The organism is Micromonospora sp. NPDC050795 (assembly GCF_044456785.1).
Classification (GTDB): Bacteria; Actinomycetota; Actinomycetes; order Mycobacteriales; family Micromonosporaceae; genus Micromonospora.
The window spans coordinates 1-22,236 of the sequence record NZ_JBITGE010000041.1 but is presented as its reverse complement, the minus strand read 5'-3'; the positions used below and the strand labels follow the sequence as shown (position 1 = coordinate 22,236).

Below are 22,236 nucleotides of genomic sequence, written 5' to 3'. Positions count from 1 at the left end.
CCTCGCGTTGGGGGCGGGCGCTTCGGCGCGTTCGGGGTTCGGTCACGACCGCCGGACGACCTCGGTGACGAACGCCCGCCAGGCCAACGGCTCGAAGACCAGCGCCGGACCTTCGGGGTCCTTCGAGTCCCGCACGCCCACGATGCCCGGCAGGTTGTCGGCGACCTCGACGCAGTTACCGCCGCCGGAGCCGCTGCGGGTGGACTTGCGCCACGTAGCGTCGATCAGGTCCATGACGTCACCACTTCCTTCATCAGATCCAGCGACTGCCGGTCGCTCCGCGAGGGTGGTCAACTGCTTGATCTACCCTGCCATGATGTCGCGGAAGTCCGCGCGGGCGCGGCGGAGCACCGCCTCGGCGATGACGGCTACGAAGTGCGGGGCGTTCGCCTTCGTGAGGGTCTCCTGCCGGTCCATCCGGTGCGCGAGCCGCTTCTCGACCTCGTCGCTCAGCGTGTCGTTGCACCGGATGACGGCGCGGCCGTAGCTCTCCGTCTGGAGCAGGCCCGGAACGAGGCTCGGCTGGAAGCACCTCAGCTGCGTCGCCGTGCGCTCGGAACGCTTCGTCAGCTCGCCCCGAACCGGCGAGCACTGCCTGAGCGTAGTTACCTACCCAGCGAAGTGTAACCATCGGCGCGGCAGGTGAGAGGACCCGAAACGCGGCGGCGGCATTCGCGCCGGTGGCCTGGGCAGATCTTGGACAGTTTCCGTTACGACGTAACGGAAACTGTCCAAGATCTGGTGGTGGGGCGGCGGCGCAGGCGGTGGCGGGCGAGCCGGCCTGTCCATTCGGGACAACACCGCACACGCCGGTTGCCAGGGCGGACATCGGCGTCGTGTGGAACAGACCGCAACGGTAGATCAGCCCGAGCGAACCAGGCCGGCCTAGGGTTTGCGGGCGACGCCGCTGTAGCCGGTGCGGGCGACCTGTGGGTCCTCGGTGGCCGGCGGTTCGGCGTACGGCCACATGTTGACCAGCCCGGGCGACTCCAGGACGAAGTCGCCGAAGAACCGGGAGATGTCCGCGTGGCTCCGCGGCACGAAGGGGCTGTTCGCTCGCGCGTAGATCGCGGAGATCCGGGCCATCAGGTCGGGGTGCGTGTCGGTGCTGGCGTGCGACAGCGCCAGGTAGCTGCCGGGGGCGAGCGCGTCGCGGTAGGTAGCCACGATCCGCTGCGGGTCCTGCTCGTCGGGCACCAGGTGCAGCACGAACATCATCAGCACCGCGACCGGGCGTTCGAGGTCGATCGCGGCGCTGATCTCGGGGTGGTCGAGCACCTGCTCGGGGTCGCGCAGGTCGGCCTGGACCACCGACACCGACGGCGAGCCGGCGAGCAACGCGCGGCCGTGCGCGCAGACCACCGGATCGTTGTCGACGTAGACGACCCGCACGTCCGGGTCGATGCGGTGCGCGATCTCGTGGACGTTGTCCCGGGTCGGCAGCCCGGACCCGAGGTCGATGATCGGTCGGATGCCCCTCTCCTGCACGAGGTGCCGGACCGTCCGGGCGATCAGGTCACGGCCCTGCCGGGCAGCCTCGGGCATCCACGGCGCCACCTGCAACACCATCTCGGCGGCGGCCCGGTCGGCGGCGAAGTTGTCCTTCCCGCCGAGGTAGTAGTCGAACATCCGCGCCGCGTTCGGCCTGTCCGGTTGCAGGGCTGCCTCCGACTGCGACTGCGACTGCGTCATGATCGACCACCTCTCCCCCGGCTGTCCGGTCCCGCAGCATAACGCCCGCGATGATCGATTTTCGGCCCTCCGGGTCGGCTAGCGGACATCCACCGGGCCGGATCACGACAGCGCTCGCGGCACCCTGGGCGCAGGCTGGCCGGGATCTGTGCCGACCGTCGGCACCCGGAGGAGGCTCGCGGCCCATGGGCGTACCCCGCGCAGGGACGGTGGTGCTCGCCGGCGGTCTCGCCCTACTGCTGCTGGTCACCACGGCCGGGTGCAGACGGTCGCGTCCGTCACCGACACCGACCAGCGGCACGGCGACCGTCGGCCTGACGGTCAGCGCCTCGCAGCCGTCGTACCGGGCGGGTGAGCAGATCAGCCTGCGGCTGAGGCTGGTCAACAACCGCGACGCCGAGTGCCAGCTCAGTCGGGTGCCGGACGGGGCGGTGACGGTCATGTCGTTCACCCGCGACGGAACGGCGGTGGCTCCCGCGACCGGCGGCGCGGCCTACTACCGGGACTTCACCGCGTACCTGATCGAGAACCTGGTACGGGTGCCCCCGCGTGGGTCGGTGGAGCTGACGCTGGGCAGCGACCCGCAGAGCCCGGTCGGCGCGGCGCTGACCACCTCCGCGCCGGACGGGCGGGGCGGGGCCACCGTCACGTGGTGGCCGGTCGACCAACCGGGGGCGTACCGGCTGGTCCTGGGCTACCTGCGAGCGCCGCTGCGCGGTGTGCCGGCGGACGCCTGCGCCGCGACGGCCGAGCAGGGCACTATCGCGTTCGAGGTGAGGGGCGGATGACCGGGATGCGCGCGGTCCGGACGGGCGTGGTTCTTGCCGCAGTGCTGGTGCTCGTCGCCCCTCAGGCGGCGTCCGCCGTGGTCAGCGTCAACAGCGACCTGCAAGCGGAGTACGCGGGTTGCGTCGGCCAGATCCGCGGTTCCGGCAACGGTGCCGTGCTCGACGAGCTGGAACGCTCCGGAAAGACGATCAAGGTGCGCAGACCCATCTTCGGCTCGGAGAGCAGCACCACCACGTACGTCCCGGGTAGCGACGTGCAGATCAACTGGGTGCCGGAGAACGACGGGCGGAAGCTGAACGACGAGGGCGCCGGCTTCACTGAGGACCAGTGCGCCACCCTCATCCACGAGATGAACCACGCCCTCGATGAGGTGAACGACACCGACCGGGGCCAGTTCTGCACGCAGGGCGGTCAGCAGGCGAGCACAGTGGACCCCGCCGAGGTGCACGCGGTGTTGGCGGAGAACGCGTACCGCAAGGCCGTGGGGGTGCCGCTGCGCCCGTCGTACGGCGGAATGAAGCTGCCGTCGAACGGCAAGGACTGCGACCAGCCCAGGCCCCGACCGCCCGGTGGTGGTGGTTGTTCGATCTCGGTGATCGGCAAGGGTTACCGGTGCGCGAACAGCAACGGCGACCCGCACCTGCTCACCTACGACGGTCTGCGCTACGACTTCCAGGCCGCCGGTGAGTTCGTCCTGACCCGCTCGACGACCGACGGTTTCGAGGTCCAGGTACGACAGACGATGTTCCCGGCCAGCTCGGTGGTGGCCGTCAACTCGGCAGTCGCCGCTCGGGTGGCCGGTGACCGGGTCGGCGTGTACGTCACACCTGACGGTCCTGCGGTCCGGGTGAACGGCGCCGCGCCGGTGTCCGCTCCGGACGGGGTGAAGTTGCCGCGCGGTGGCACCGTCACCACCTGGGGAGACGGCACTGTGACAGTGCAGTGGCCGGGCGGCGCGCGACTGACCGCGCAGCCGATCGGGGTGTGGGGGCTGAGCGTGAGCGTCAGCGCGCCCACCGCCTGGGCCGGGACGCTGCAGGGTCTGCTCGGCGACCATGACGGTGACCCCGGTGACGACCTGACGGTCCGCAACGGCAAGCGGGTGGCGCAGCCGCCCACCTTTGAGGCGCTGTACCCGGGCTTCGCCGACAGTTGGCGCGTCGAGGCGCAACGGTCGCTGTTCGATTACGAGCCGGGGCAGAACACCGGCACGTTCACCGACCGGCGGTTCCCGGACCGGCTGCTCACCGTCGGGGACCTGCCCAACCGAGCCACCGCCGAACTGCTCTGCCGGCGGGCCGGTGTCACCGACCCGCAGATCTTCGCCGACTGTGTGCTCGACGTCGGCCTCACCGGGCAGGTGGCGTTCGCCGAGGACGCCGCCCGCGCGCAGCGCGATGTGCCCGCTGCCGGTGATGTCGAGCTGGAGGTGACCCGGGCCGGCGCCACGGCCTCGACGAAGGTGCCGGGCCGTGCGGGTCAGAAGATCTTCGTGGAGGTGCCCGCCGCCACCGTGCCGGATCGCTGCGGCGTGTTGCTGCTGCTCGACCCGCAGGGCCGCCAACTGGCGACCGGCTGTGTCATCTCCGGCGCCGGCTTCATCGACACGACCACGTTGACGGCCACCGGCGACCATCAGGTGGTGCTCGATCCGTGGGATGCCGACCTCGGTCGGGCATCCGTACGGGTCGTTACGGTGACCGACGAGGAGAAGACGCTCACGCTGGACGGCCCCCCGGTCCGTGCGACGCTCGCCCAACCCGGCGCGGTCAGCCGTCTGTCCTTCGACGGCCGCGCCGGTCAGAAGATCTTCCTCCAGGTCACCGACGCCACAGTGCCGGACCGGTGCAACCTGCTGCGCCTGCGCGACCCGGCCGGTGAACAGGTGACCAGCGGCTGCGTGATCGGCGGCCAGGGACATGTCGACGGGTTCGTCCTGCCGGCCACCGGCCGGTACGTGCTGGAGGTCGACGGGACCGCCACCGACACCGGCTCGGCGGACGTACGGCTACGCGACGCTCACGACGAGGCGGCCGACAGCGTCGCGGACGGCCGAGCCGCCACCCTCACGGTCAGCAGACCGGGTGCGGTGAGCCGGCTGAGGTTCACCGCCGACGCCGGTCGTCGCGTCACCGTCGAGGTGACTGCCGGGAGCCTGCCTGACCGGTGCGGCATCCTGCTCCTGACCGGCCCGGACGGCGACCCGACGGGCAGCGGCTGCATCGTCGGCGGGACCGGCCGGTTCGAGGCGGGTCCGCTGCCGAAGCGCGGCACGTACACGCTCGTGCTGGACCCGTGGGCCGACGAGACCGGCTCGGCGACGGTCACGGTCCGTCAGATCGGTTGAGCCTGCCGGCCACCCCGCCAGCCCGCCCCCGACCGGGCATCGGTCGGGGGCGGGCCGTTGAGGGTCCTTCGCGCGGGGCAGTGACCTGTCGCCGTGGTCGGCGGCCAGGTCACCCGACGCTGGGCGGACCACCACCGTGGTGTCAGCTCGTGCTACAGATGGTGCCGTTGAGGGTGAACGCCGTGGGCAGCACGTTCGGCCCGCCGTACGCGCCGACGAAGCCGGCGCTCACCGTGCCGCCGGCGGCGATCTGCCGGTTGTCGGTGGTGGGCGTGACCCGCACCGCGGTGCCGACCTGTTCCCAGGTGGCGCTCCAACCGCTGCTCACCTGTTGCCAACCGGTGGGCCAGGTCCAGGTGAGCGTCCAGCCGTTGATCGGACTGGACCCGTTGTTGATGATCTCGACGCCACCGATGTAACCGTTGCCCCAGTCGTTGTTGGCGCTGAAGCGGACGGTGCACGTACTGGCGGCAGGGCTGCCGGTGGCGAAGGTGAGCGGCGGTGAGGCCCAGGAGACCCGCCCGGCGGTGTCGCGGGCCAGCACGTTGACGGTGTACCTGCTGCCCGGCACGAGGTTGTCGACAGTGAACGAGGTGCTCGTCGTCTCGCCGACCTGCTCGCTGACCGCGCCGTACTGCCGGTGCACCTCGTACTTCGCGATCGGGCTGGCGCCCGGGGCGGACGCCGGCCAGGTGATCGTCGCGGCGCGGTCGGTGACGCCGCTCGCGGTCGGCTGGCCCGGTGCCGTCGGCCGTCCAGCGGTGGTGCCGGCCGCACGCAGCACGAGCGTCTTGGTGCGGCGCTGTCGCGGACGATGAGTTCGGTGGCGAGTTCGACCCGGGGGCTCTCGGTCCTCTCGCCGCCGGCGAGGCGCAGCACGGTCCGCGCGGCCAGCATGCCCATCTCGGCGAGGGGTTGCTGGACGGTGGTCAGTGGTGGCGAGCACCAGCGCACCTCCGGCAGATCGTCGAAGCCGACCACGCTGACGTCGTCGGGCACCCGCAGACCCCGTTTACGGACCGCCTCGTAGACGCCGAGGGCCATCTGATCGCTGGAGGCGCAGATGGCGGTGGGCGGGTCGGGCAGGGCCAGCAGTTGCGTACCCGCGGTGAAGCCGGCCTCGTGGTAGAAGTTGCCGGGGCGGATCAGGGCGTCGTCGATGGGGATCCCGGCGGCGCCGAGGGCGGCCCGGTAGCCGTCCATCCGGGCCCGGCTGCACATCAGGTGCGGCGGGCCGGCGATGAAGCCGATGCGGCGGTGGCCGAGGCTGATCAGGTACTGGTTGGCGCTGAGGCTGCCCGCCCAGTTGGTGGCGCCGATGGTGGGTGACTCCTGCGGGTCGACCCCGGCCGGGTCGATGATGACGACCGGCAGGTGGAGCCGGCGCAGCTCGGCCTGCAACGGAGGGTTCACCATCGAGGTCACGAAGATGATTCCCTCGGTGGACCGCGTACGCATGTTGTCGAGCCACTGCTTGGCCGAGGAGATGCGCCAGTGGATGGCCGACACGACGGTGCCGACGCCACTGGTCTGGCCGACGTCCTCCACCCCACGGATGATCTCCACGGCCCACGGGCTGTCCAGGTCGTTGAAGACCAGGTCGATGAGGGCGGCGTCGGTACGCCGTGACGGTGAGCGGCGGCGGTAGCCGTGCCGGTTCAGGAGCTCCTCGACGCGTTCCCGGGTGTCGGGGGCGACGTCGGAGCGGCCGTTGATGACCCGGGAGACGGTGGGCACGGAGACTCCGGCCAACCGCGCGATCATGGCGATGGTGACGTTTCGGCCGTTCTCCGTGCCCACGGTCCCCCCTGCGGAGCTATGGATCTCCGAAACTTTCAATGCTTCGCCGGTAATGCCGATCGATGGCCGGCACGCTACGAGCTGTTGTCCCAGCGGTCAAGACCTCTGTCCTATTGCGAAAAGAGCGGCTAGCGTAAGTAGGGCCTCCAGTGATCCAGGACCGCGATTTTCCGGAAGTTCCAGACAGCCCGTCCAGAGGAGTGTTCGTGTCGACCGACATCGCTAACGTGGCGACCGCTATTCGGTCGATCCGCAATCCCATCCTCGCCGGCTTCCACCCGGACCCGTCGATCCTGCGCGTCGGGGACGACTACTACCTGGCCACCTCGACCTTCGAGTGGTATCCGGGTGTGCTCGTGCACCACTCGCGTGATCTGGTGAACTGGCGCAGCCTGGGTGGGATCATCACCGACCGGCGCCTGCTCGATCTGCGCGGGTGCGGCGACTCCAACGGAGTGTGGGCGCCCGACCTGACGTACCACGACGGTCAGTTCCACCTCGTCTACAGCGACGTGGCCAGCTTCGCCAGCGGCTACTGGGATCCGCAGAACTTCCTGGTCACCGCAGAGGACATCACCGGCCCCTGGTCCGATCCGGTGAAACTGCACGGGCGCGGGTTCGACGCGGCCCTGCTCCACGACGACGACGGCACCACCTGGCTGCTGGGCATGAGCGCGGACTGGCGGCCCGGCCGCGACCGCTTCGGTGGCATCGAGATCCAGCAGTACGACCGGGCCGCACGCCGTCTGGTCGGCAGCCCCCGCATCCTGTTCACCGGCTCCCCGGCCGGGGTCACCGAGGGTCCACACCTGTACCGCCACGACGGCTGGTACTGGCTGATCACCGCCGAGGGCGGCACCAGTTGGGAGCACCAGGTCACCGTGGCGCGGTCCCGGGACCTGTTCGGACCGTACGAGGTGGACCCGGACGGGCCACTGCTCACCTCCTTCGGGCGGCCCGACCTGCGGTTGCAGAAGGCGGGGCACGGCAGTCTGGTCCGCACGCAGAACGGTGAGTGGTACCTGGCCCACCTGGTTGGTCGCCCGTGCTCCCCGCTGGGCAACTGCGTGCTGGGTCGGGAGACAGCGATCCAGCGGGTCGAGTGGTCGTCGGGCGGTTGGCCGCGCATCGCCGGAGGGGTGCCGGCGGATGACGTCGTCGCACCCGACCTGCCCGCGCACCCCTGGCCGGCGGAGCCCGAGACGGACCACTTCGACGCCCCCGAGCTGGGCCGGTGCTGGTCCACGCTGCGTCGGCCGGCCACCCCGGACTGGGTAGACCTGCGCACCCGCCCGTCGTACCTGCGGGTCCACGGCGGGCAGTCGCCGGTCGGTCGACAGGCACCCAGCCTGGTCGGGCGGCGCGTCGGCGCGAGGGAGTGCTCGCTGGAGACCGTTGTGGAGTTCGCACCGGCCGACCACCGTCAGCTCGCCGGGATCACCGCCTACTACAACACGCTCAACTGGCACCACCTCTACCTGACCCGGGCCGACGACGGCCGGACGGTGCTGGAGCTGCTCAGCTCCGACAACGGGCGGCGCACCGCGTACCCCGAGCTGACCGTCGATGTCGACGGCGTCACCCGGGTCGGCCTGCGGGCGGTCTTCGACGGGCCGGCGGTGCGCTTCGACTACGACCTCGGCGCCGGTTGGCAGCGGCTACCTGTCGAGCTGGACGCGACCATCCTGTCCGACGAGCACGCCGCGCTGATCATCGACGGCGAGCCGGCGGCGTGGGGCTTCACGGGGGCGTTCCTGGGCCTGTGGGTGCAGGACCTGGGTGGCGACGGCGTGCACGCGGACTTCGACCTGGCCACCTACCGGGAACAGTGACCACGCGGACGGCACTCGGCGGGTGCCGTCCGCGTGCCCACTCCTCCTACCTGGCCTGAGCGGCGACGGCCCGCAGCTGGGCGAGAGTGGTGCGGAAACCGCGACCGGAGGCGGCCGGGTCCTCGGCGTTCAGGCCGCTGACGGCCATGGTCTGCGAGCGGGTCGTGGCGACGGCCTCCGCGCCGGACCCGTTCAGGTCGAACACGCCGAAGTCGCCGCTGAGTGTCCGGAACGTCGAGGCCGCCGGGTCCTGGGCGAGGTAGAGCACCACGACCTGGCCGGCCTCGAGCTTCGACAGGTGCGCCATGTCCGGCACACCGGCGGGCAGCTGGGCGAGCGTGATCCGCGCCCCGGCCCGCACTGTCGATCCGGTCGTCGCCCTCAGCACCTCGTCGACCCGGAATCCGGTCTCCTCGACCTCACCGCGTACCACCAGGTCCGCGGTGCCGCTCAGCTCCCGCACGGTGGCGTACCCGCGCAGCTTGCCCTTGATCGGCGGGGGCGCGACGTCCGTCGGCGTGGCGGCGCTGCTCGGGGCGGCGCTGCTCGGGGCGGGCCCGGCGGCCCGGTCGGCGTCACCGCCGCTGCCGCAGGCGGCCAGGGCCGCGACGGACAGCACGGCGGCGGCCGTGGCCCACAGCGGCCGGGTACGGCGAAGGTCGACTGCCATGGAACGCTCCTCGCGTCTCGGTGCCGTCCCGGGCCGTCTCGCTCGGAACGCGGCACTGCTTACGCCTTCTATCTGTGCGTCCCGGGCACCGAGTTCCATTCTTTTTTCGGGCTCGGTTCTCGGGGGTCAGCGCCGCTCGCGCGCGAGCTGACGAAGCTCGGCAAGCGTGGTGACGAACGCGCGACCCGCAGCGGTGGCGTCCTCGCTACGCAGGCCGGTCACCGACATCGCCGGTGACCGGCTCGTGGCCGTTTCCCCGGCGAGGTCGAAGATCCCGAGCTCCCCGCCGAGCGGGTGGTAGACGCGCGCAGCCGGGTCGATGAGGCCCAGGTAGAGGACGCTCGGCCGGCCGGCCGTCCCGGCCAGTTCCGCGGCCACAATGATCTCGGTGGGCACCGGGGCGCCCGGGGCGTGGTAGAGCACCTCCGCCACGCGGTAGGCCGCCCGCCCGTCCGTCACCGACGCCACCTCGCCGCGGACCACCAGGTCGGCCGTGTCGGTGAGTTGGCGCACGGTGCCGTACCCACGATTCTTGGCGGCCGTGCCCGGCGGCGCCGGCCGAGCGGCCGGACGGGTCGCCTCGGGTGACCGGAGCGCGGCCGGGGGCGCGTCGCCGGACCGGCTCGCGAGCCCTCCGCCGATCCCCGCCACGACCAGGACCAACGCGGCCGCCGCGAGCGCGGGCCGCGACGACACCAAGGCCCTTCTTCGGGTACGCGGCTCCTGCGTGATCGCCGCGAGCAGGCGACGGCGGTGCACCTCGTGCCGGCCCTCCGGCAGGTCCTGGTCGCCGGGGTGGGGGGCGATCTTCGCCCACTCTGCCGGGTCCGGCGCGCTCACTGGCTGCCCTCCCGTACGAGCGAGGTGTCCACGACCGGCGGTCGCGCGGCGCGCGGGGGCGCGTCGACGAGGGTACGGAGCCGGGCGCGGGCCCGCGACAGCCGGGAGCGCACCGTACCGACCGGAACACCCAGCGCCTCCGCCGCGGACTCGTAGTCGAGGCCCTCCCACAGGCACAGGGTCAGCACCTCACGCTCGGATCGACGCAGCCGGGCGAGCGCGTCGATGGCGGCGGCGATGCGGCGGCTGTCGTCGAGTCGGCCGGCGACCTCGTCGGCGTGGTCGGGCAGTGTGAAGTCGGAGGCGAGCAGCGCGGCGGCCACCCTGCGGTAGCGACGGTTGCTGCGGGCGTGGTTACGGGCCTCGTTGGTGGCGACGCCGAGCAACCAGGGACGCAGCGACCCACCCTCCTCGGTGACCCGCTCCCGGGAGCGCCAGGCCTGCAGGTACGTCGCGGCCATGACGTCCTCCGCCGTGGCCCAGTCGGCGGTCAGCCGGAACGCGTGGTTGTACACCGAGCGCGCGTACGTGTCGAACAGCTCGGCGAACGCGCCGGGGTCACCGGCTCGCACCCGAGCGCGCAAACTCGACTCCATGACCATCTTCTGTCCGTCGGACGGTGCTGGTTCCGACGGACCGGCCCGTTGATCAGTTACGGCCCGACGATAGCCACCGGCAGGTACGTTGCGCCAACGACGGGATGAACAGACGCCGTCACGCCTCGCGGTCGTCGATTGACGGCGAATCGACGTACTGGTATCTGTTAATACACTTTCCTGATGCTCGCGGTGCCCGCCGGGGCCGAACCGTCGCGCCGGGGCCACCGACCGGCTGGCGGCACGCCGCCCCTTCCCCGAGGAACACCCATGGTTCACAAGAGAACAGCCGCCTACGTCGTGGGCACCCTGCTGATCGGCGTCGCCGCCGTCGGCTACGGCCTGCCGTCGGCGAGCGCCGCGACCGCCGGCCCGATCACCGGCCTCGGCGGCAAGTGCGTCGACGTCGCGGGCGCCAGCTCGGCCAACGGCACGGCCGTCCAGCTCTACGACTGCAACGGCAGCGCGGCCCAGACGTGGACCGTCGGGAACAGCGACAACTCGATCCGAGCGCTCGGCAAGTGCCTCGACGTCACCGCCGCGTCGACCGCCAACGGCGCCAAGGTGCAGCTGTACGACTGCAACAACACCGGCGCGCAGAAGTGGACCGCCAGCAACGGCGCGCTCGTCAACACCGCCTCCGGCAAGTGCCTCGACGTCACCGACCGGAGCACCGCCAACGGCGCCCGGTTGCAGATCTGGACGTGCGGCGGCACCACGAACCAGCGGTGGACCCTGCCGGGCGGCGGCACTCCCACCACTCCCCCGCCCACCACCCCGACCGGCACGAACCTCGACGACCCGGCGAAGAAGGACGTCGCCATGCAGCTCGTCTCGGCCGCCGAGAACTCCTCGCTCGACTGGCGCGCGCAGTTCTCCTACATCGAGGACATCGGCGACGGGCGGGGCTACACCGCCGGCATCATCGGCTTCTGCTCCGGCACCGGCGACATGCTCGAACTGGTCCAGGCGTACACGAACACCAAGCCCAACAACGTCCTGGCCGGCTACCTGCCGGCGCTGCGCAACGTCAACGGCACCCCGTCGCACTCGGGCCTCGACCCGAACTTCCCCCGCGACTGGCGGACCGCCGCCAACGACTCGGTGTTCCAGGCCGCCCAGGAGGCCGAACGCGACCGGGTCTACTTCAACCCGTCGGTACGCGACGGCAAGAACGACCAGGTCCGGGCGCTCGGCCAGTTCGCCTATTACGACGCGGCGGTCATGCACGGGTACGAGGGCATGCGCCAGATCCGCAGCCGCGCCCTGAACCGGGCCAAGCCGCCAGCCCAGGGCGGCGACGAGCGGACCTGGCTGAACGCCTTCCTCGACGAGCGGGTCCTCGAAATGAGGAAGGAAGCGGCCCACTCGGACACCTCCCGCGTCGACACCGCCCAGCGGGTGTTCCTCAACAACGGCAACTTCAACCTCAACACGCCCCTGACGTTCGCCGTCTACGGCGAACAGTTCCGCATCGGCTAGCTCGCTGAGTGGTGGCGGGGTCGTCGTTCGTTTCGCCGACGGCCCCGCCACCCCGGCGCTTAGGGCAGGATCGTCCGGGTGAACCGGCCACTGCTCCTGCTCGACGTCGACGGTGTCCTCAGCCCGTACGGGACTCCTCAACCACCCGCCGGTTACAGCGAGCACCGCCTGTTCCCCGGCGAAGAACCCGTCCGCGTCAACCCCACCCACGGCGGCTGGATCACCGAGGCGAGCGCCGTCCTGGACATCGCCTGGGCCACGAGCTGGAACGACGACGCCAACCGACTCCTCGCTCCGCTCCTGGGCATCGCTCACCTGCCCGTGATCACCATGCCACCCGCGCCGTTCCACCCCAGCGACAAGATTCCGGTCATCGCCGCCTACGCCCAACGACGGCCCGCTGCCTGGATCGACGACCTCCACACGCCGCAAGCCCACAGCTGGGCCGCAGCACGCAGCAGTCCCACACTCTTGATCACCGCCGACCCGACGATTGGCCTCACCCGCAACTCCATCGACGACGTCATGACGTGGGCCAGGGCTCTCTGCGACGCCCGACCGGCTAATACCTAGCGGCGCGTCCGGCCGTCGCCAATCCCCCAGCGACGCACCCAGCTCTCACTCATAGCGGGCGCCGGCAGCGCCGCCATACCTGGCCCTCGCTCATGCCACGCACCGGCAGCGCTGTCCACACGCAGCCCTCGCTGGGCCAGGCACCCAAGCAGCGTCGACTCCAGCTCCCGGCACCGACGAGCCCTTCGGTGATTAGCCGTTCATATCGATCATGGTGACTGAAATTATCGTACACCTGTCCTAGTGTCGGGTCATGCTCAGGGAGTTGGCGCAGGCAGACGAGGCGGTCGCCGCCTGCGTCGACGCCCCCGCCTGGGCCCTCCCGGAACATGACCTGATCGCCGCGCTCGACGCCGCGCACCGCCTCCAGCAACGCCTCGCCGCCGTCACCCTCACCCTCATCCGCGAGATCGACGGCCGGGGCACCGCCCGCACCCAGGGCGCCTCCAACACCGCGGTGTGGCTGCGCGAACACCTGCGGCTGACCATTCCCGCCGCCCGACGCCTGATCGACCTCGCCGCCGCCCTGGACACCGGCAACCCCGGCATTCGACAAGCCCTAGCCGACGGACACATCACCCCCGACCAGGCCCGGGTCATCGCCGACACCGCCGACACCGTGAACACGTCGGCCGACGCCGCAACCGCCGACAAAGCCGTCGGTGCGCTCGTCGGCTGGGCCGCGCAGTTCGACCCCACCCACCTACGCAAACTCGGCACCCGCACCCGCACCCGCACCCTCGACCACGTCGCCCCCGACATCGCCGATGCCGCCACCCAAGCCGCCCTCGACGCCGAAGCACGCCGCGCCACCAGCGACCGCCACCTCACCCTGTCCGAACAAACCGACGGCCGACTCCGGCTCACCGGCACCCTCGACATCGAAGCCGCCGGCCTGCTGCGCGCCGCCATCGACCCACTGACCGCACCAACCGGCCCCGACGACACCCGCTCCCCCGGACAACGCCGCCACGACGCCCTCGCCGACGTGTGCCGCCTCGCCCTCCGGACCGGCGAGCTACCCGACAACGGTGGCGGCCCTGCCCAGATCGTCATCACCACCAGCTACGACGGATTAACCCGACAGCTGCGCAGTGGCACCCTCAACACCGGCCTCAGCCTCACACCTGAAACTGTGCGTCGGCTGGCCTGCGACGCCACCATCCTGCCCGCCGTCGTCGGCGGCACCGGCCAGGTCCTCGACGTCGGGCGACAACGCCGACTCATCACCGGGCCGCTACGCCGCGCCCTCGTACTCGGCGACCGCGGCTGCGCCTTCCCCGGCTGCGACCGACCACCGCGCTGGTGCCACGCCCACCACATCCACCACTGGGCCGGTGGCGGCCCCACCAACCTGACAAACGCCGTCCTGCTCTGCGGCCACCACCACCGACACCTGCACCACAGCGACTGGACCATCCAGCTCGGCCACGACGGCCATCCGGAGTTCATTCCACCCGCCTGGCTCGACCCCAAACAGCTTCCCCGCCGCAACCACTACCACCCACGAACATAGGAGACGGGCAGCCGAGAACGATCGCCCAGGTGTCGGGTCGACACCGTCGCCCACCCCGCACCGCCTAAGGCATCCTAGGAGACTGGTTGGCCTGGCCTCCGCTGCGGAAGCCGAAGCGTCGAGCGGTACGTGCCCGTAAGCGGGCCGGATGGGTCGAGAAGAGAGCTCTCAACGGCCCACACTGACCTACAGCAACTCACGACGGCCTGCACCGGGCCGCAGCGAGCCGCGAAGGCTCGTGGGCCAACCTCTACGCGCCAGTGCTTCACGGGCGCGGGGTCGTCGTCGTTGAGCGCGGTACCGAATGTCATGGACGACGCCGACGCGGTCCCTGGCTACGGCTAACGTGAACAACCCGTAGCCACCGAATCGCGTGGTGACTTGACCTCAAGCTCGGGTGAGGTCCTAGCCTCCAATATCGGAGGTAATGCATGAGCATGGAATTTGCCGCGTGGACGTCTCTGCACCACGCGATGAACGCGCAGGACGAGCGGCCGTTGTCCCGCGCCACCTTGAAGCGGATCGCGCAGTTCGCACGGCCACACCGCGCCTTGATCGTCAGGTTCCTACTGCTGAGTGTGGTGACGGCGGTCCTCACTGTGGCGGCGCCCGTTCTCGCCGGTCGGGTGGTCGACGCGATCGTCGACGGCGCCGACAGCGGCGTGGTGATCCGGTTGGCCGTACTGATTGCCGTGATCGCCCTCGCCGAGGCCGGGCTGGGGCTGGTGACGCGATTTCTCTCCGCCAGCATTGGTGAGGGGCTGATCGTTCAACTGCGTACGGCTGTGTTCGACCACGTTCAGCGCATGCCGGTGGCCTTCTTCACGCGGACCCGCACGGGCGCACTGGTCAGCCGCCTGAACAACGACGTCATCGGCGCGCAGCGGGCTTTCAGCGACACCCTGTCGAGTGTGGTCGGCAACGCCGTCACGCTGATGCTGACGTTGGCCGTGATGCTCACCTTCTCGTGGCAGATCACGCTGCTGGCGCTCGTCCTGCTGCCCATTTTCGTTCTTCCGGCCCGCCGGATGGGTTCGAGGCTCGCCCAGTTGCAGCGTGAGGCGGCCGAGCACAACGCGGCCATGAGCACCCGGATGACGGAACGTTTCTCCGCGCCCGGCGCCACGCTGGTCAAGCTTTACGGGCGGCCGGCGGAGGAGTCCGCCGAGTTCGCGGCTCGGGCACGCCGGGTCCGGGACATCGGCATCCGCGCCGCGATGCTCCAGTGGGTCTTCATCACCGCGCTCACCGTCGTCGGCTCGCTGGCACTGGCCCTGGTCTACGGGCTGGGTGGTCTCTACGCCCTACGGGGCAGCCTCGACGCGGGGACGGTGGTCGCTCTCGCGCTGCTCCTGTCGCGGCTCTACGCACCGCTGACGTCGCTGGCCAGTGCCCGGGTCGAGGTGATGAGCGCACTGGTGAGCTTCGAGCGGGTGTTCGAGGTCCTCGACCTCAAGCCGCTGATCCTCGACAAATCCGACGCCCGACCCCTTCCGGAGGGGCCGGTCGCGGTCGAGTTCGACGGGGTCCGGTTCGGTTACCCGTCAGCGGACAAGGTGTCGCTCGCGTCCCTGGAGGACGTGGCGAAGCTCGATACGCGCGGCGGTGAGGAAGTGCTGCACGGGGTGTCGTTCCGCGCCGAAGCGGGGCAGATGGTGGCGCTCGTCGGCTCCTCCGGGGCGGGCAAGTCGACGATCGCGCAGCTCGTGCCTCGCCTGTACGACGTCGAGGACGGCGCGGTGAAGCTGGCCGACGTCGACGTCCGTGAGCTGTCGGCCGAGTCGATCCGGACGGCGTTGGGCGTGGTGACCCAGGACGGGCACCTCTTCCACGAGAGCATCCGCGCCAACCTGGCGTTCGCCCAGCCGGACGCTACCGAGGACGAGATGTGGGAGGTGCTCCGGCGGGCCCGCCTCGACGACCTGATCCGCTCGCTACCCGATGGACTGGACACCGTCGTGGGCGAGCGCGGATACCGCCTGTCCGGCGGGGAACGGCAACGGCTCACCATCGCGCGCCTGCTGCTGGCTCGCCCGCGCGTGGTCATCCTCGACGAAGCCACAGCGCATCTCGACTCCACCTCGGAGGCGGCGGTTCAGGACGCCCTCGCCGAGGCGCTGACCGGCCGGACGAGCGTGGTCATCGCGCACCGGCTCTCCACCATCCGGGCGGCCGACCAGATTCTCGTCGTGGAAGCGGGACGCATCGTCGAACGCGGCTGACACAGTGACCTGCTCGCGGCGGGTGGCCGCTACCACGAGTTGTACCGCACCCAGTTCGCCCAGGAGCAACCGGCAGCACAGGAGCAACTGACAGCAAAGGAGCAACCGACAGCACAGGAGCGACCGACGGTCCAGGAGCAGCGCGTCGCCACATGACGACGCGGTGGTCGATCCGCCCGGGAGGGGCAGTCCGACCACCGCGTCACAGCGCGCCGCCGCTCACCGCAGCACCCGGGGTGAGCGGCGACCGCGCTCAGTCGTTGTCGTCGTTGTCGTCGTTGTCGTCGTTGTCGTCGTCGTCGTTGTCGTCGTCAGCGTCATCAGCGTCGTTGTCGTCGTCGTTGTCGACCGGCTCCTGCTCGGCCTTGACTACCGAGCCGTTGTCCCGGTCGACGTCCACCTCGTGCTCGGTGTCGCCAGCGACGATCTCGACGCTCCACACCGGTCGGCCGTTCTCCGTCTCGGCTTCGACCTCGACGATCTGACCGCCACCGGCCTTGGCGAGCGCGATCTCACCGGCGCGCTTCTCGTCGACCGCGCTACCCGCGGGCGCGCTGCCGGTCGACGGCGTACCGGACGGCGTTGCGCTCGACCGCGTACCCGATGGGGTGCCGACTGACGGCGTACCGGTGATTGCCGGCGCGTCGGTGGCGGTCGGCGCGACGGTTGCCGCGGCGAGTGCCGTGCCGCCGGTCCGCGAGTCGTTCGCGGCGTTGACGCCGAGCGCGACCCCGGCCACCGCCAGCACCGCCGACCCGCCGACCGACGCCAGAAGCAGATTGGTGCGCTTCATCGTGGTGTCCACCTTTCCTCGGTTGTCGACTCCGAGGATCGGCCAGATCGGGATAGCACCGCGCTGTCCGGATGCTAAGGCCGGGTTAAGGCGGTCGAGGGCCGGGTCAGCCGCGCCGGTTGAGTTCGGCTTCCAGCCGCTGGACGAGCGTCTTGCGGTCCTTGCTGGCGCGCTCGTTACGCAGCGCGGTCTTGAGCTGTCGGGTGTCGAGGCCACGGACCAGCTTGGCCGCCTCCGCGACCGACATCTCCGTCATCCGGCCGGCCGTTGTGGCGTCCCGACGCGCCCGTTTGGCCGGTCCGGTGTTGGCGACGTACTGCTTGCCCGTTCGAGAGGCTTCCCGCTTCTTCGTGTCGGTCGCCCGCTTCTGGCTCTCCGACATCTCGTCCCATGCCTTCTTGGGCAGGTAGCGACTTGTCGTGCCGTCCTTGCGCGCCCGGGCGTCGCCCTCTTTCGTCTGCCACTTCTCGTTGCCCCAGCGCTGGAGCGCCTTCTGCCGTTCGTCCTTTTGATCCAGGAATCCGCCACCGCGCCGCTTGTACTCCTGAGTGACCAGCTGCGACTTGCGCGCCGACCACTGCCCCGGCTTGCCGCCCTTGTCGGAGGCCTGGATCTCTTCCTTGATCTGCTCTCTGAGCTCGGGTTTCGTATACCGCGCCATGACTGGCAGCTACCCGGCACCGCCGGGCCTATGCGTCCCCTGGCGACGTCGACGGTCCGAGCCGGAGCAGCACCTGCGCGCCGCCGTGCGGGCCGGACCGCACCTCCAGTCGACCGCCGGCAGCCTGCGCGGCACGCCGGGCGATGTCCAGGCCGAGGCCGGTGGAACCGGCCGCGCTGGCGCCCCGCCGGATCGCCCCGGCGGGCATGCCCGGCCCCTCGTCGGCGACGGTGAGGACCACCTCGCCCGCCTCGCGGGCGAGCCGGACGGCGAACGGCGTCTCGTCGGGCGTGTGCGCGAAGACGTTGCCGAGCAGGGCGTCCACGGCCGCCGTCAGGTTGTCGGCGGCCACACCGACGGGGAGAGGGCCGGGCGTCAGGTCGAGGGTGACGGCCCGGCCGGTGTCCTCGGCCAGCACCGACCAGAACGCGACCCGGTCGGCGACGATCGCCGCCGCGTCCGAGGAGGCCGGTTGCGCCGGTGCGTGCCGCCACCGGGCCTGCCGGATCAGCCCGGTGACCGCGCGTTCGAGCCCGTCGGCGGCGGCGGTTATCCGGGCGGCGTCGTCCGGGTCACGCAACGACTCCGCCTCCAGCCGCAACGCCGTCAGCGGCGTACGCAGCTGGTGGGACAGGTCGGCGACCTGTTCGCGCTCCTGCACCAGGAGCACCTGGATCCGGGTGGCGAGGTGGTTGAGCGCGCCGGCCACCTCGCGTAGTTCGGGCGGGCCGGCCGGCGTGACGCGGGCGTCCAGTTCGGCGTTGGCCAGCCGGTGTGAGACGGCCGAGAGGTCGCTGATCGGCCGGACCAGGGTGCGCGCCAGCCGATCGGCGACCAGCAGCCCGATCAGCACGAGGATCACGCCGAGCAGCGCCAGCACCAGCCAGGCCCGGGTGACCCCGGCGGTCAGCTCGTGCTGCGGCACCGCGATCCGGATCACGCCGGTGCCGTCCGCCCGGCCCTGCACGGCGATGACCACCTCCCGGCCGGCCGCCGACTCACCGGTGAGGCTCTGTCCGCGCGCGGCGAGGGCCACCGCGGGCGTACGCGGTGTCTGGGCGCCGAGCACCGTGCCGTCGGGCAGGAAAACGCTCACCGGTCGGCCTGACTCTGCGGCGAGTTGCTCGACGGTGAGCCGGATGGTCGCCGCGTCGGCGGTGCCGACCACCGGCACCAGGCTCTGCGCGTCGGCGGTGGCCCGCACGGTCGCCCGGTCCTCGGCGACGGTGCGCACCAGCAACGCCAACGGCACCAGGAACGCGATGAGGGTGAGGACGCTGACCGCGGCGACCAGCAGCGCGAGACGCGCCCTCACGGCTGCGCCGCCGGGGCTTCCAGACGCACCCCGACACCACGCACCGTGTGCAGGTAGCGAGGCTGTTGGGCGTTCTCCCCCAACTTGCGACGCAACCAGGACAGGTGCACGTCGACGGTCTTGTCGGCGCCGCCGTACGGGATCTGCCACACCTCGGTGAGCAGCTCACGTTTGGTGACCACCTGGCCCGGCCGTCCGGCGAGGTGGTGCAGCAGATCGAACTCACGGGGCGTCAGCTCGACCGCGACCCCGTCCAGGGTCACCTGCCGCGCCCGGGGGTCGACGCGGAGCCCGCCGACGACGAGCGCCGGCACCTGCCCGTCGGCGCCGGAGGGGCCCCGCCGCAGCACCGCCCGGACGCGGGCGTCGAGCTGCGCCGCGGTGAACGGTTTGACCACGTAGTCGTCGGCGCCCGAGTCGAGCACCCGGACGATCTCGGTCTCGTCGTCGCGCGCGGTGGCCACGATGACCGGCACCGCGCTGACCGCGCGCAACATCCGCAGCAGCTCGCGGCCGTCCAGGTCGGGCAGACCCAGGTCGAGCACGACGAGGTCGGGTCGGTCCTCCAGCGCGTCGCGGAGCCCGGCCATCGCGGTCGAGGCCGCCGCGACCGCGTGGCCGCGTTCGCGCAGGGCCCGGATCAGTGGGGTACGGATCGTCAGGTCGTCCTCGATGAGCAACAGGCGGGCCACAGCTGGCAGGCTAACCGCTGCAACCGTCGACGCCGCGTACGTTAACCATGCCTTAGCGTTCGGATGTGCGAACGACAAGGACGGATCGGGGATAGTCAGGGGATGGGCCGTCGTTCGATCCTCATCGCCACCGGGTGGGTGGCGACCGCCGCCATCGCCACCCTGATCGGCCTGGGCGCGATCCGGTTGGTGGGCGAGAGTCTCACCGGCACCCCGGGCGGGGTGCGCAGCGAGGCCGATATCGAGCGGGCGCTCGCCTCACCAGAGCCGGTGCCCACGGCCGGACCGGGCACGACGGGCACCGCCTCGGCCCCGCCGGGCACGACAGGCACCGCCTCGGCCCCGCCGGGCACGACGAGCGCCGCGCCGAGCGCCAGCTCCGGGGCCCGCCGGGGGTTCGCCACCGACGGCGGCACTGCCGTCGCCGAGTGCGACGTCGGCGGCGTACGCCTCGTCTCCTGGGCGCCCGCGCAGGGCTACCGGGTCCGCGACGTGGACCGGGGCCCGGACGACGACGTCGAGGTCACGTTCCAGGGGGCGACCCGGGAGTACGAGTTGAAGGTGCGCTGCATCGGCTCGGAGCCGGTGGCCGTCGCCGACGACTGACGACCCGCGGGCGACCGAGGTCAATGTCGGACGGTTCACCGGCTCCGCAGGGCGTCCACCAACCTCCGCAGTGTCGCGCGAGCATTATCAAGATCGTTAAGGCTGACGCCGGCTCGGTCCACGGCATCGCGGCGGTCAGCGTCCGAGCGCTTCACGAGTTTGGTGAGCGTGACGCGCCCCGCTTCCGTGAGTGTCACGAGGGGCGCGCGGCGGTGATCAGGGTTGTCGTGCAACTCCACCATCCCGGCGTCGGCCAGGTCGTCAACCACCCGCTGCACGCTCTGCCGAGCGAGGCCGAGCCTGCGTGCCGCACTCGCGACGGTGCGGGAGCCGTCGGAGAGCACGCTCACCACGTGCCATCGGGCGGCAGTCTGTCCCTCTTCCCGGGCGAGATCCTCGCTTGAGCGCCGGGACTCGCCTGCCAGTTCGTACACGTCGGCCATCAGCAGACGGTAGGCGTCGACCCGGTCCTGCTTGCGTTCTTCCACCGGCTGGACCTTACCGAAGATTGACACCCCACTACTGCAATGACAGCATCCTGTCATGATTCTTCGACTGTGGAGCGGATGGACGCAGCCCGCTCTCGCTGACGCTTACGAGCGGTTGTTGACGCAGGACATCGCGCCCGCGATCCTCGCCCGGGGCGTGGCTGGGCTACAGGAGCTTCGGGTTCTGCGTCGTTCCCCGCAGGAGCTGGATCCCGCCAAGGGCAGCGAATTCCTCACCGCGATGACTTTCACCGACTTCGCTGCGGTGAAGGCCTTCACCGGCGGCGAGCCGTCCACCTCCGTTGTCCCGCCCGCTGCCCGTGATCTGCTCGAGAGCTTCGATCGGCAGTCCCGCCACTATCTGAGCCGAGCGGTGTTCCGCGATGGTGACCGGAGACCCACAGTCGGATGAGCAGCCCTCCGCCTCACTCACCCATCGGCTGCTCACGGTCCGCGTTGCGGCCGAGGGCGACCATGCGCAGGGTCTCCTCCCGACGTCGCACGAGCAACGCCCCGGCCAGGAAGGTCACCGGCGCGACCAGCACCAGCATCGCCCACTGCGCCGGCACCAGGGGGATGGCGTGCCCCATGTTCATCGTCGAGGTGACCCACCCGGCCAGGGCACTGTCGATCACCAGGGCGAGGGCCGCCACGGGCAGGAGCATGACGACGATCCGTCGGCGTACCTCCGCAGGGAGCGTGACCACCGCGATCACCATGGCCGACGCGGCGGCCGCCAGGCCCGCGACGTAGAGCCAGATGACCAGCTCACTGCTCGCCTCGAGGCTGTACAAGACCTGGTAGGACGCCCCATCGGCAGACAAGTCGAAAGTGGGACTGCCCACCCGGTTCGCCACCAACAGCGCGACCATCGCGGTTGGCGCGAGCACCAGGGCCAGCAGTCGGCGTACGCCCAGCAGCGCGATCGCCCGGCGATGCGGCGCCGGCACGGTGAGCGCAGCGGCACCCACCACGGCGAGGGCGAGCTGCGGCAGCATGTCCACCACGTACGTCGGGTTGCCACTGGTCTGCGGGGCGACGAGCGCACCCCAGCCGAGCACGGCGGCCCAGGCCAGACCGGCGGCGAGCCAACGCCACCCGACCAGCACCGCGGCGCAGACGCCCGCCCAGCCTGCGACGCGCAGCCAGTCGACGAGATCCGGACCGCTCGGCGCGAACCCGGACGGCAGGCCCGGCGCGCGGACGAGTTGGTTGAGCAGTCCCTTCGCGGCTAGGTTCTGTCTCGCGGATCATGAATCTCGCTCGTTAGGCCTGTGTGGCACGAGGCGATCTGACGAACCATGAGTGGGCTGTGCTGGCGC

Annotated in this window: 21 protein-coding genes and 2 pseudogenes; 9 read left to right on the top strand and 14 right to left on the bottom strand. The window is 71.0% G+C overall.

All coding sequences use genetic code 11. The features are described 5' to 3' along the window. Positions 1–42: 42 nt before the first annotated feature. From ACIBEF_RS27935 to ACIBEF_RS27925, 3 genes are all read right to left on the bottom strand, one after another. On the bottom strand, positions 43–234 hold the full coding sequence (locus ACIBEF_RS27935) for a DUF397 domain-containing protein (protein WP_396796191.1): 192 nt from the start codon (positions 232–234) through the stop codon (positions 43–45). Positions 235–303: 69 nt separating this feature from the next. Continuing rightward, positions 304–570, bottom strand: a complete 267-nt coding sequence (locus ACIBEF_RS27930; RefSeq protein WP_396796229.1) for a Scr1 family TA system antitoxin-like transcriptional regulator — start codon at positions 568–570, stop codon at positions 304–306. A 315-nt stretch (positions 571–885) separates the two neighbouring features. Then, complete coding sequence (locus ACIBEF_RS27925) at positions 886–1,692, bottom strand: SAM-dependent methyltransferase (protein WP_396796190.1); 807 nt, start codon at positions 1,690–1,692, stop codon at positions 886–888. 185 nt (positions 1,693–1,877) lie between these two features. On the opposite strand from ACIBEF_RS27925, the gene ACIBEF_RS27920 reads away from it, so the two are divergent. After that, positions 1,878–2,480 (top strand): hypothetical protein, encoded by a 603-nt coding sequence (locus ACIBEF_RS27920; protein ID WP_396796189.1) that lies wholly within the window; start codon positions 1,878–1,880, stop codon positions 2,478–2,480. Beyond that, entirely contained in the window at positions 2,477–4,828 is a 2,352-nt protein-coding gene (locus ACIBEF_RS27915) for a VWD domain-containing protein (RefSeq protein ID WP_396796187.1), read from the top strand. Before ACIBEF_RS27920 ends, ACIBEF_RS27915 begins: the two co-directional genes overlap by 4 nt. Positions 4,829–4,970: 142 nt before the next feature. Here the strand turns inward: ACIBEF_RS27915 and ACIBEF_RS27910 are convergent, their stop codons facing one another. Both ACIBEF_RS27910 and ACIBEF_RS27905 read right to left on the bottom strand, forming a co-directional pair. Further along, entirely contained in the window at positions 4,971–5,612 is a 642-nt protein-coding gene (locus ACIBEF_RS27910) for a cellulose binding domain-containing protein (RefSeq protein WP_396796185.1), read from the bottom strand. An 8-nt stretch (positions 5,613–5,620) separates the two neighbouring features. Beyond that, positions 5,621–6,592: pseudogene (locus ACIBEF_RS27905) on the bottom strand (LacI family DNA-binding transcriptional regulator); the annotation flags it as partial. A gap of 242 nt (positions 6,593–6,834) precedes the next feature. On the opposite strand from ACIBEF_RS27905, the gene ACIBEF_RS27900 reads away from it, so the two are divergent. Beyond that, positions 6,835–8,460, top strand: a complete 1,626-nt coding sequence (locus tag ACIBEF_RS27900; RefSeq protein WP_396796184.1) for a glycoside hydrolase family 43 protein — start codon at positions 6,835–6,837, stop codon at positions 8,458–8,460. Positions 8,461–8,506: 46 nt separating this feature from the next. Here the strand turns inward: ACIBEF_RS27900 and ACIBEF_RS27895 are convergent, their stop codons facing one another. The 3 genes from ACIBEF_RS27895 to ACIBEF_RS27885 form a co-directional block, all read right to left on the bottom strand. After that, positions 8,507–9,130, bottom strand: a complete 624-nt coding sequence (locus ACIBEF_RS27895) for a hypothetical protein (protein WP_396796183.1) — start codon at positions 9,128–9,130, stop codon at positions 8,507–8,509. A gap of 126 nt (positions 9,131–9,256) precedes the next feature. Next, a complete protein-coding gene (locus tag ACIBEF_RS27890; protein ID WP_396796182.1) occupies positions 9,257–9,970 on the bottom strand; it encodes a hypothetical protein in 714 nt (237 codons plus the stop codon). Continuing rightward, positions 9,967–10,566, bottom strand: a complete 600-nt coding sequence (locus ACIBEF_RS27885; protein ID WP_396796180.1) for an RNA polymerase sigma factor — start codon at positions 10,564–10,566, stop codon at positions 9,967–9,969. The genes ACIBEF_RS27890 and ACIBEF_RS27885 overlap by 4 nt, the downstream gene beginning before the upstream one ends. Positions 10,567–10,836: 270 nt before the next feature. Here ACIBEF_RS27885 and ACIBEF_RS27880 point away from each other — a divergent pair, with 270 nt between their 5' ends. From ACIBEF_RS27880 to ACIBEF_RS27865, 4 genes and pseudogenes are all read left to right on the top strand, one after another. Further along, a complete protein-coding gene (locus ACIBEF_RS27880; RefSeq protein WP_396796178.1) occupies positions 10,837–12,048 on the top strand; it encodes a chitosanase in 1,212 nt (403 codons plus the stop codon). 78 nt (positions 12,049–12,126) lie between these two features. After that, positions 12,127–12,621, top strand: coding sequence for an HAD domain-containing protein (locus ACIBEF_RS27875; protein ID WP_396796177.1), 495 nt, complete (start codon positions 12,127–12,129; stop codon positions 12,619–12,621). A gap of 253 nt (positions 12,622–12,874) precedes the next feature. Further along, positions 12,875–14,137, top strand: a complete 1,263-nt coding sequence (locus ACIBEF_RS27870; protein WP_396796175.1) for a DUF222 domain-containing protein — start codon at positions 12,875–12,877, stop codon at positions 14,135–14,137. A 431-nt stretch (positions 14,138–14,568) separates the two neighbouring features. Further along, positions 14,569–16,515, top strand: a pseudogene (locus ACIBEF_RS27865) (ABC transporter ATP-binding protein). A 97-nt stretch (positions 16,516–16,612) separates the two neighbouring features. Here the strand turns inward: ACIBEF_RS27865 and ACIBEF_RS27860 are convergent. The 4 genes from ACIBEF_RS27860 to ACIBEF_RS27845 form a co-directional block, all read right to left on the bottom strand. Then, positions 16,613–17,152: a PepSY domain-containing protein gene (locus ACIBEF_RS27860; protein ID WP_396796173.1), complete on the bottom strand. Its 540-nt coding sequence runs from the start codon at positions 17,150–17,152 to the stop codon at positions 16,613–16,615. Between the two features lie 106 nt (positions 17,153–17,258). After that, positions 17,259–17,813, bottom strand: a complete 555-nt coding sequence (locus tag ACIBEF_RS27855; protein ID WP_396796172.1) for a DUF5872 domain-containing protein — start codon at positions 17,811–17,813, stop codon at positions 17,259–17,261. A gap of 28 nt (positions 17,814–17,841) precedes the next feature. Then, positions 17,842–19,128 carry an ATP-binding protein gene (locus ACIBEF_RS27850; RefSeq protein WP_396796170.1) on the bottom strand — a complete coding sequence of 429 codons (1,287 nt, stop codon included), beginning with the start codon at positions 19,126–19,128 and terminating at the stop codon, positions 17,842–17,844. Continuing rightward, a complete protein-coding gene (locus ACIBEF_RS27845; protein WP_396796168.1) occupies positions 19,125–19,820 on the bottom strand; it encodes a response regulator transcription factor in 696 nt (231 codons plus the stop codon). Before ACIBEF_RS27845 ends, ACIBEF_RS27850 begins: the two co-directional genes overlap by 4 nt. 102 nt (positions 19,821–19,922) lie before the next feature. Here ACIBEF_RS27845 and ACIBEF_RS27840 point away from each other — a divergent pair, with 102 nt between their 5' ends. Then, entirely contained in the window at positions 19,923–20,426 is a 504-nt protein-coding gene (locus ACIBEF_RS27840) for a septum formation initiator (RefSeq protein WP_396796167.1), read from the top strand. 35 nt (positions 20,427–20,461) lie between these two features. On the opposite strand, the gene ACIBEF_RS27835 is transcribed toward ACIBEF_RS27840, so the two are convergent. Beyond that, a complete protein-coding gene (locus tag ACIBEF_RS27835; protein ID WP_396796165.1) occupies positions 20,462–20,914 on the bottom strand; it encodes a MarR family winged helix-turn-helix transcriptional regulator in 453 nt (150 codons plus the stop codon). Positions 20,915–20,969: 55 nt separating this feature from the next. Here ACIBEF_RS27835 and ACIBEF_RS27830 point away from each other — a divergent pair, with 55 nt between their 5' ends. Continuing rightward, positions 20,970–21,326, top strand: a complete 357-nt coding sequence (locus ACIBEF_RS27830) for a hypothetical protein (protein ID WP_396796163.1) — start codon at positions 20,970–20,972, stop codon at positions 21,324–21,326. 13 nt (positions 21,327–21,339) lie between these two features. Here ACIBEF_RS27830 and ACIBEF_RS27825 read toward each other — a convergent pair whose 3' ends face one another. Beyond that, positions 21,340–22,023 (bottom strand): hypothetical protein, encoded by a 684-nt coding sequence (locus ACIBEF_RS27825; RefSeq protein ID WP_396796162.1) that lies wholly within the window; start codon positions 22,021–22,023, stop codon positions 21,340–21,342. Positions 22,024–22,236 lie beyond the last annotated feature (213 nt).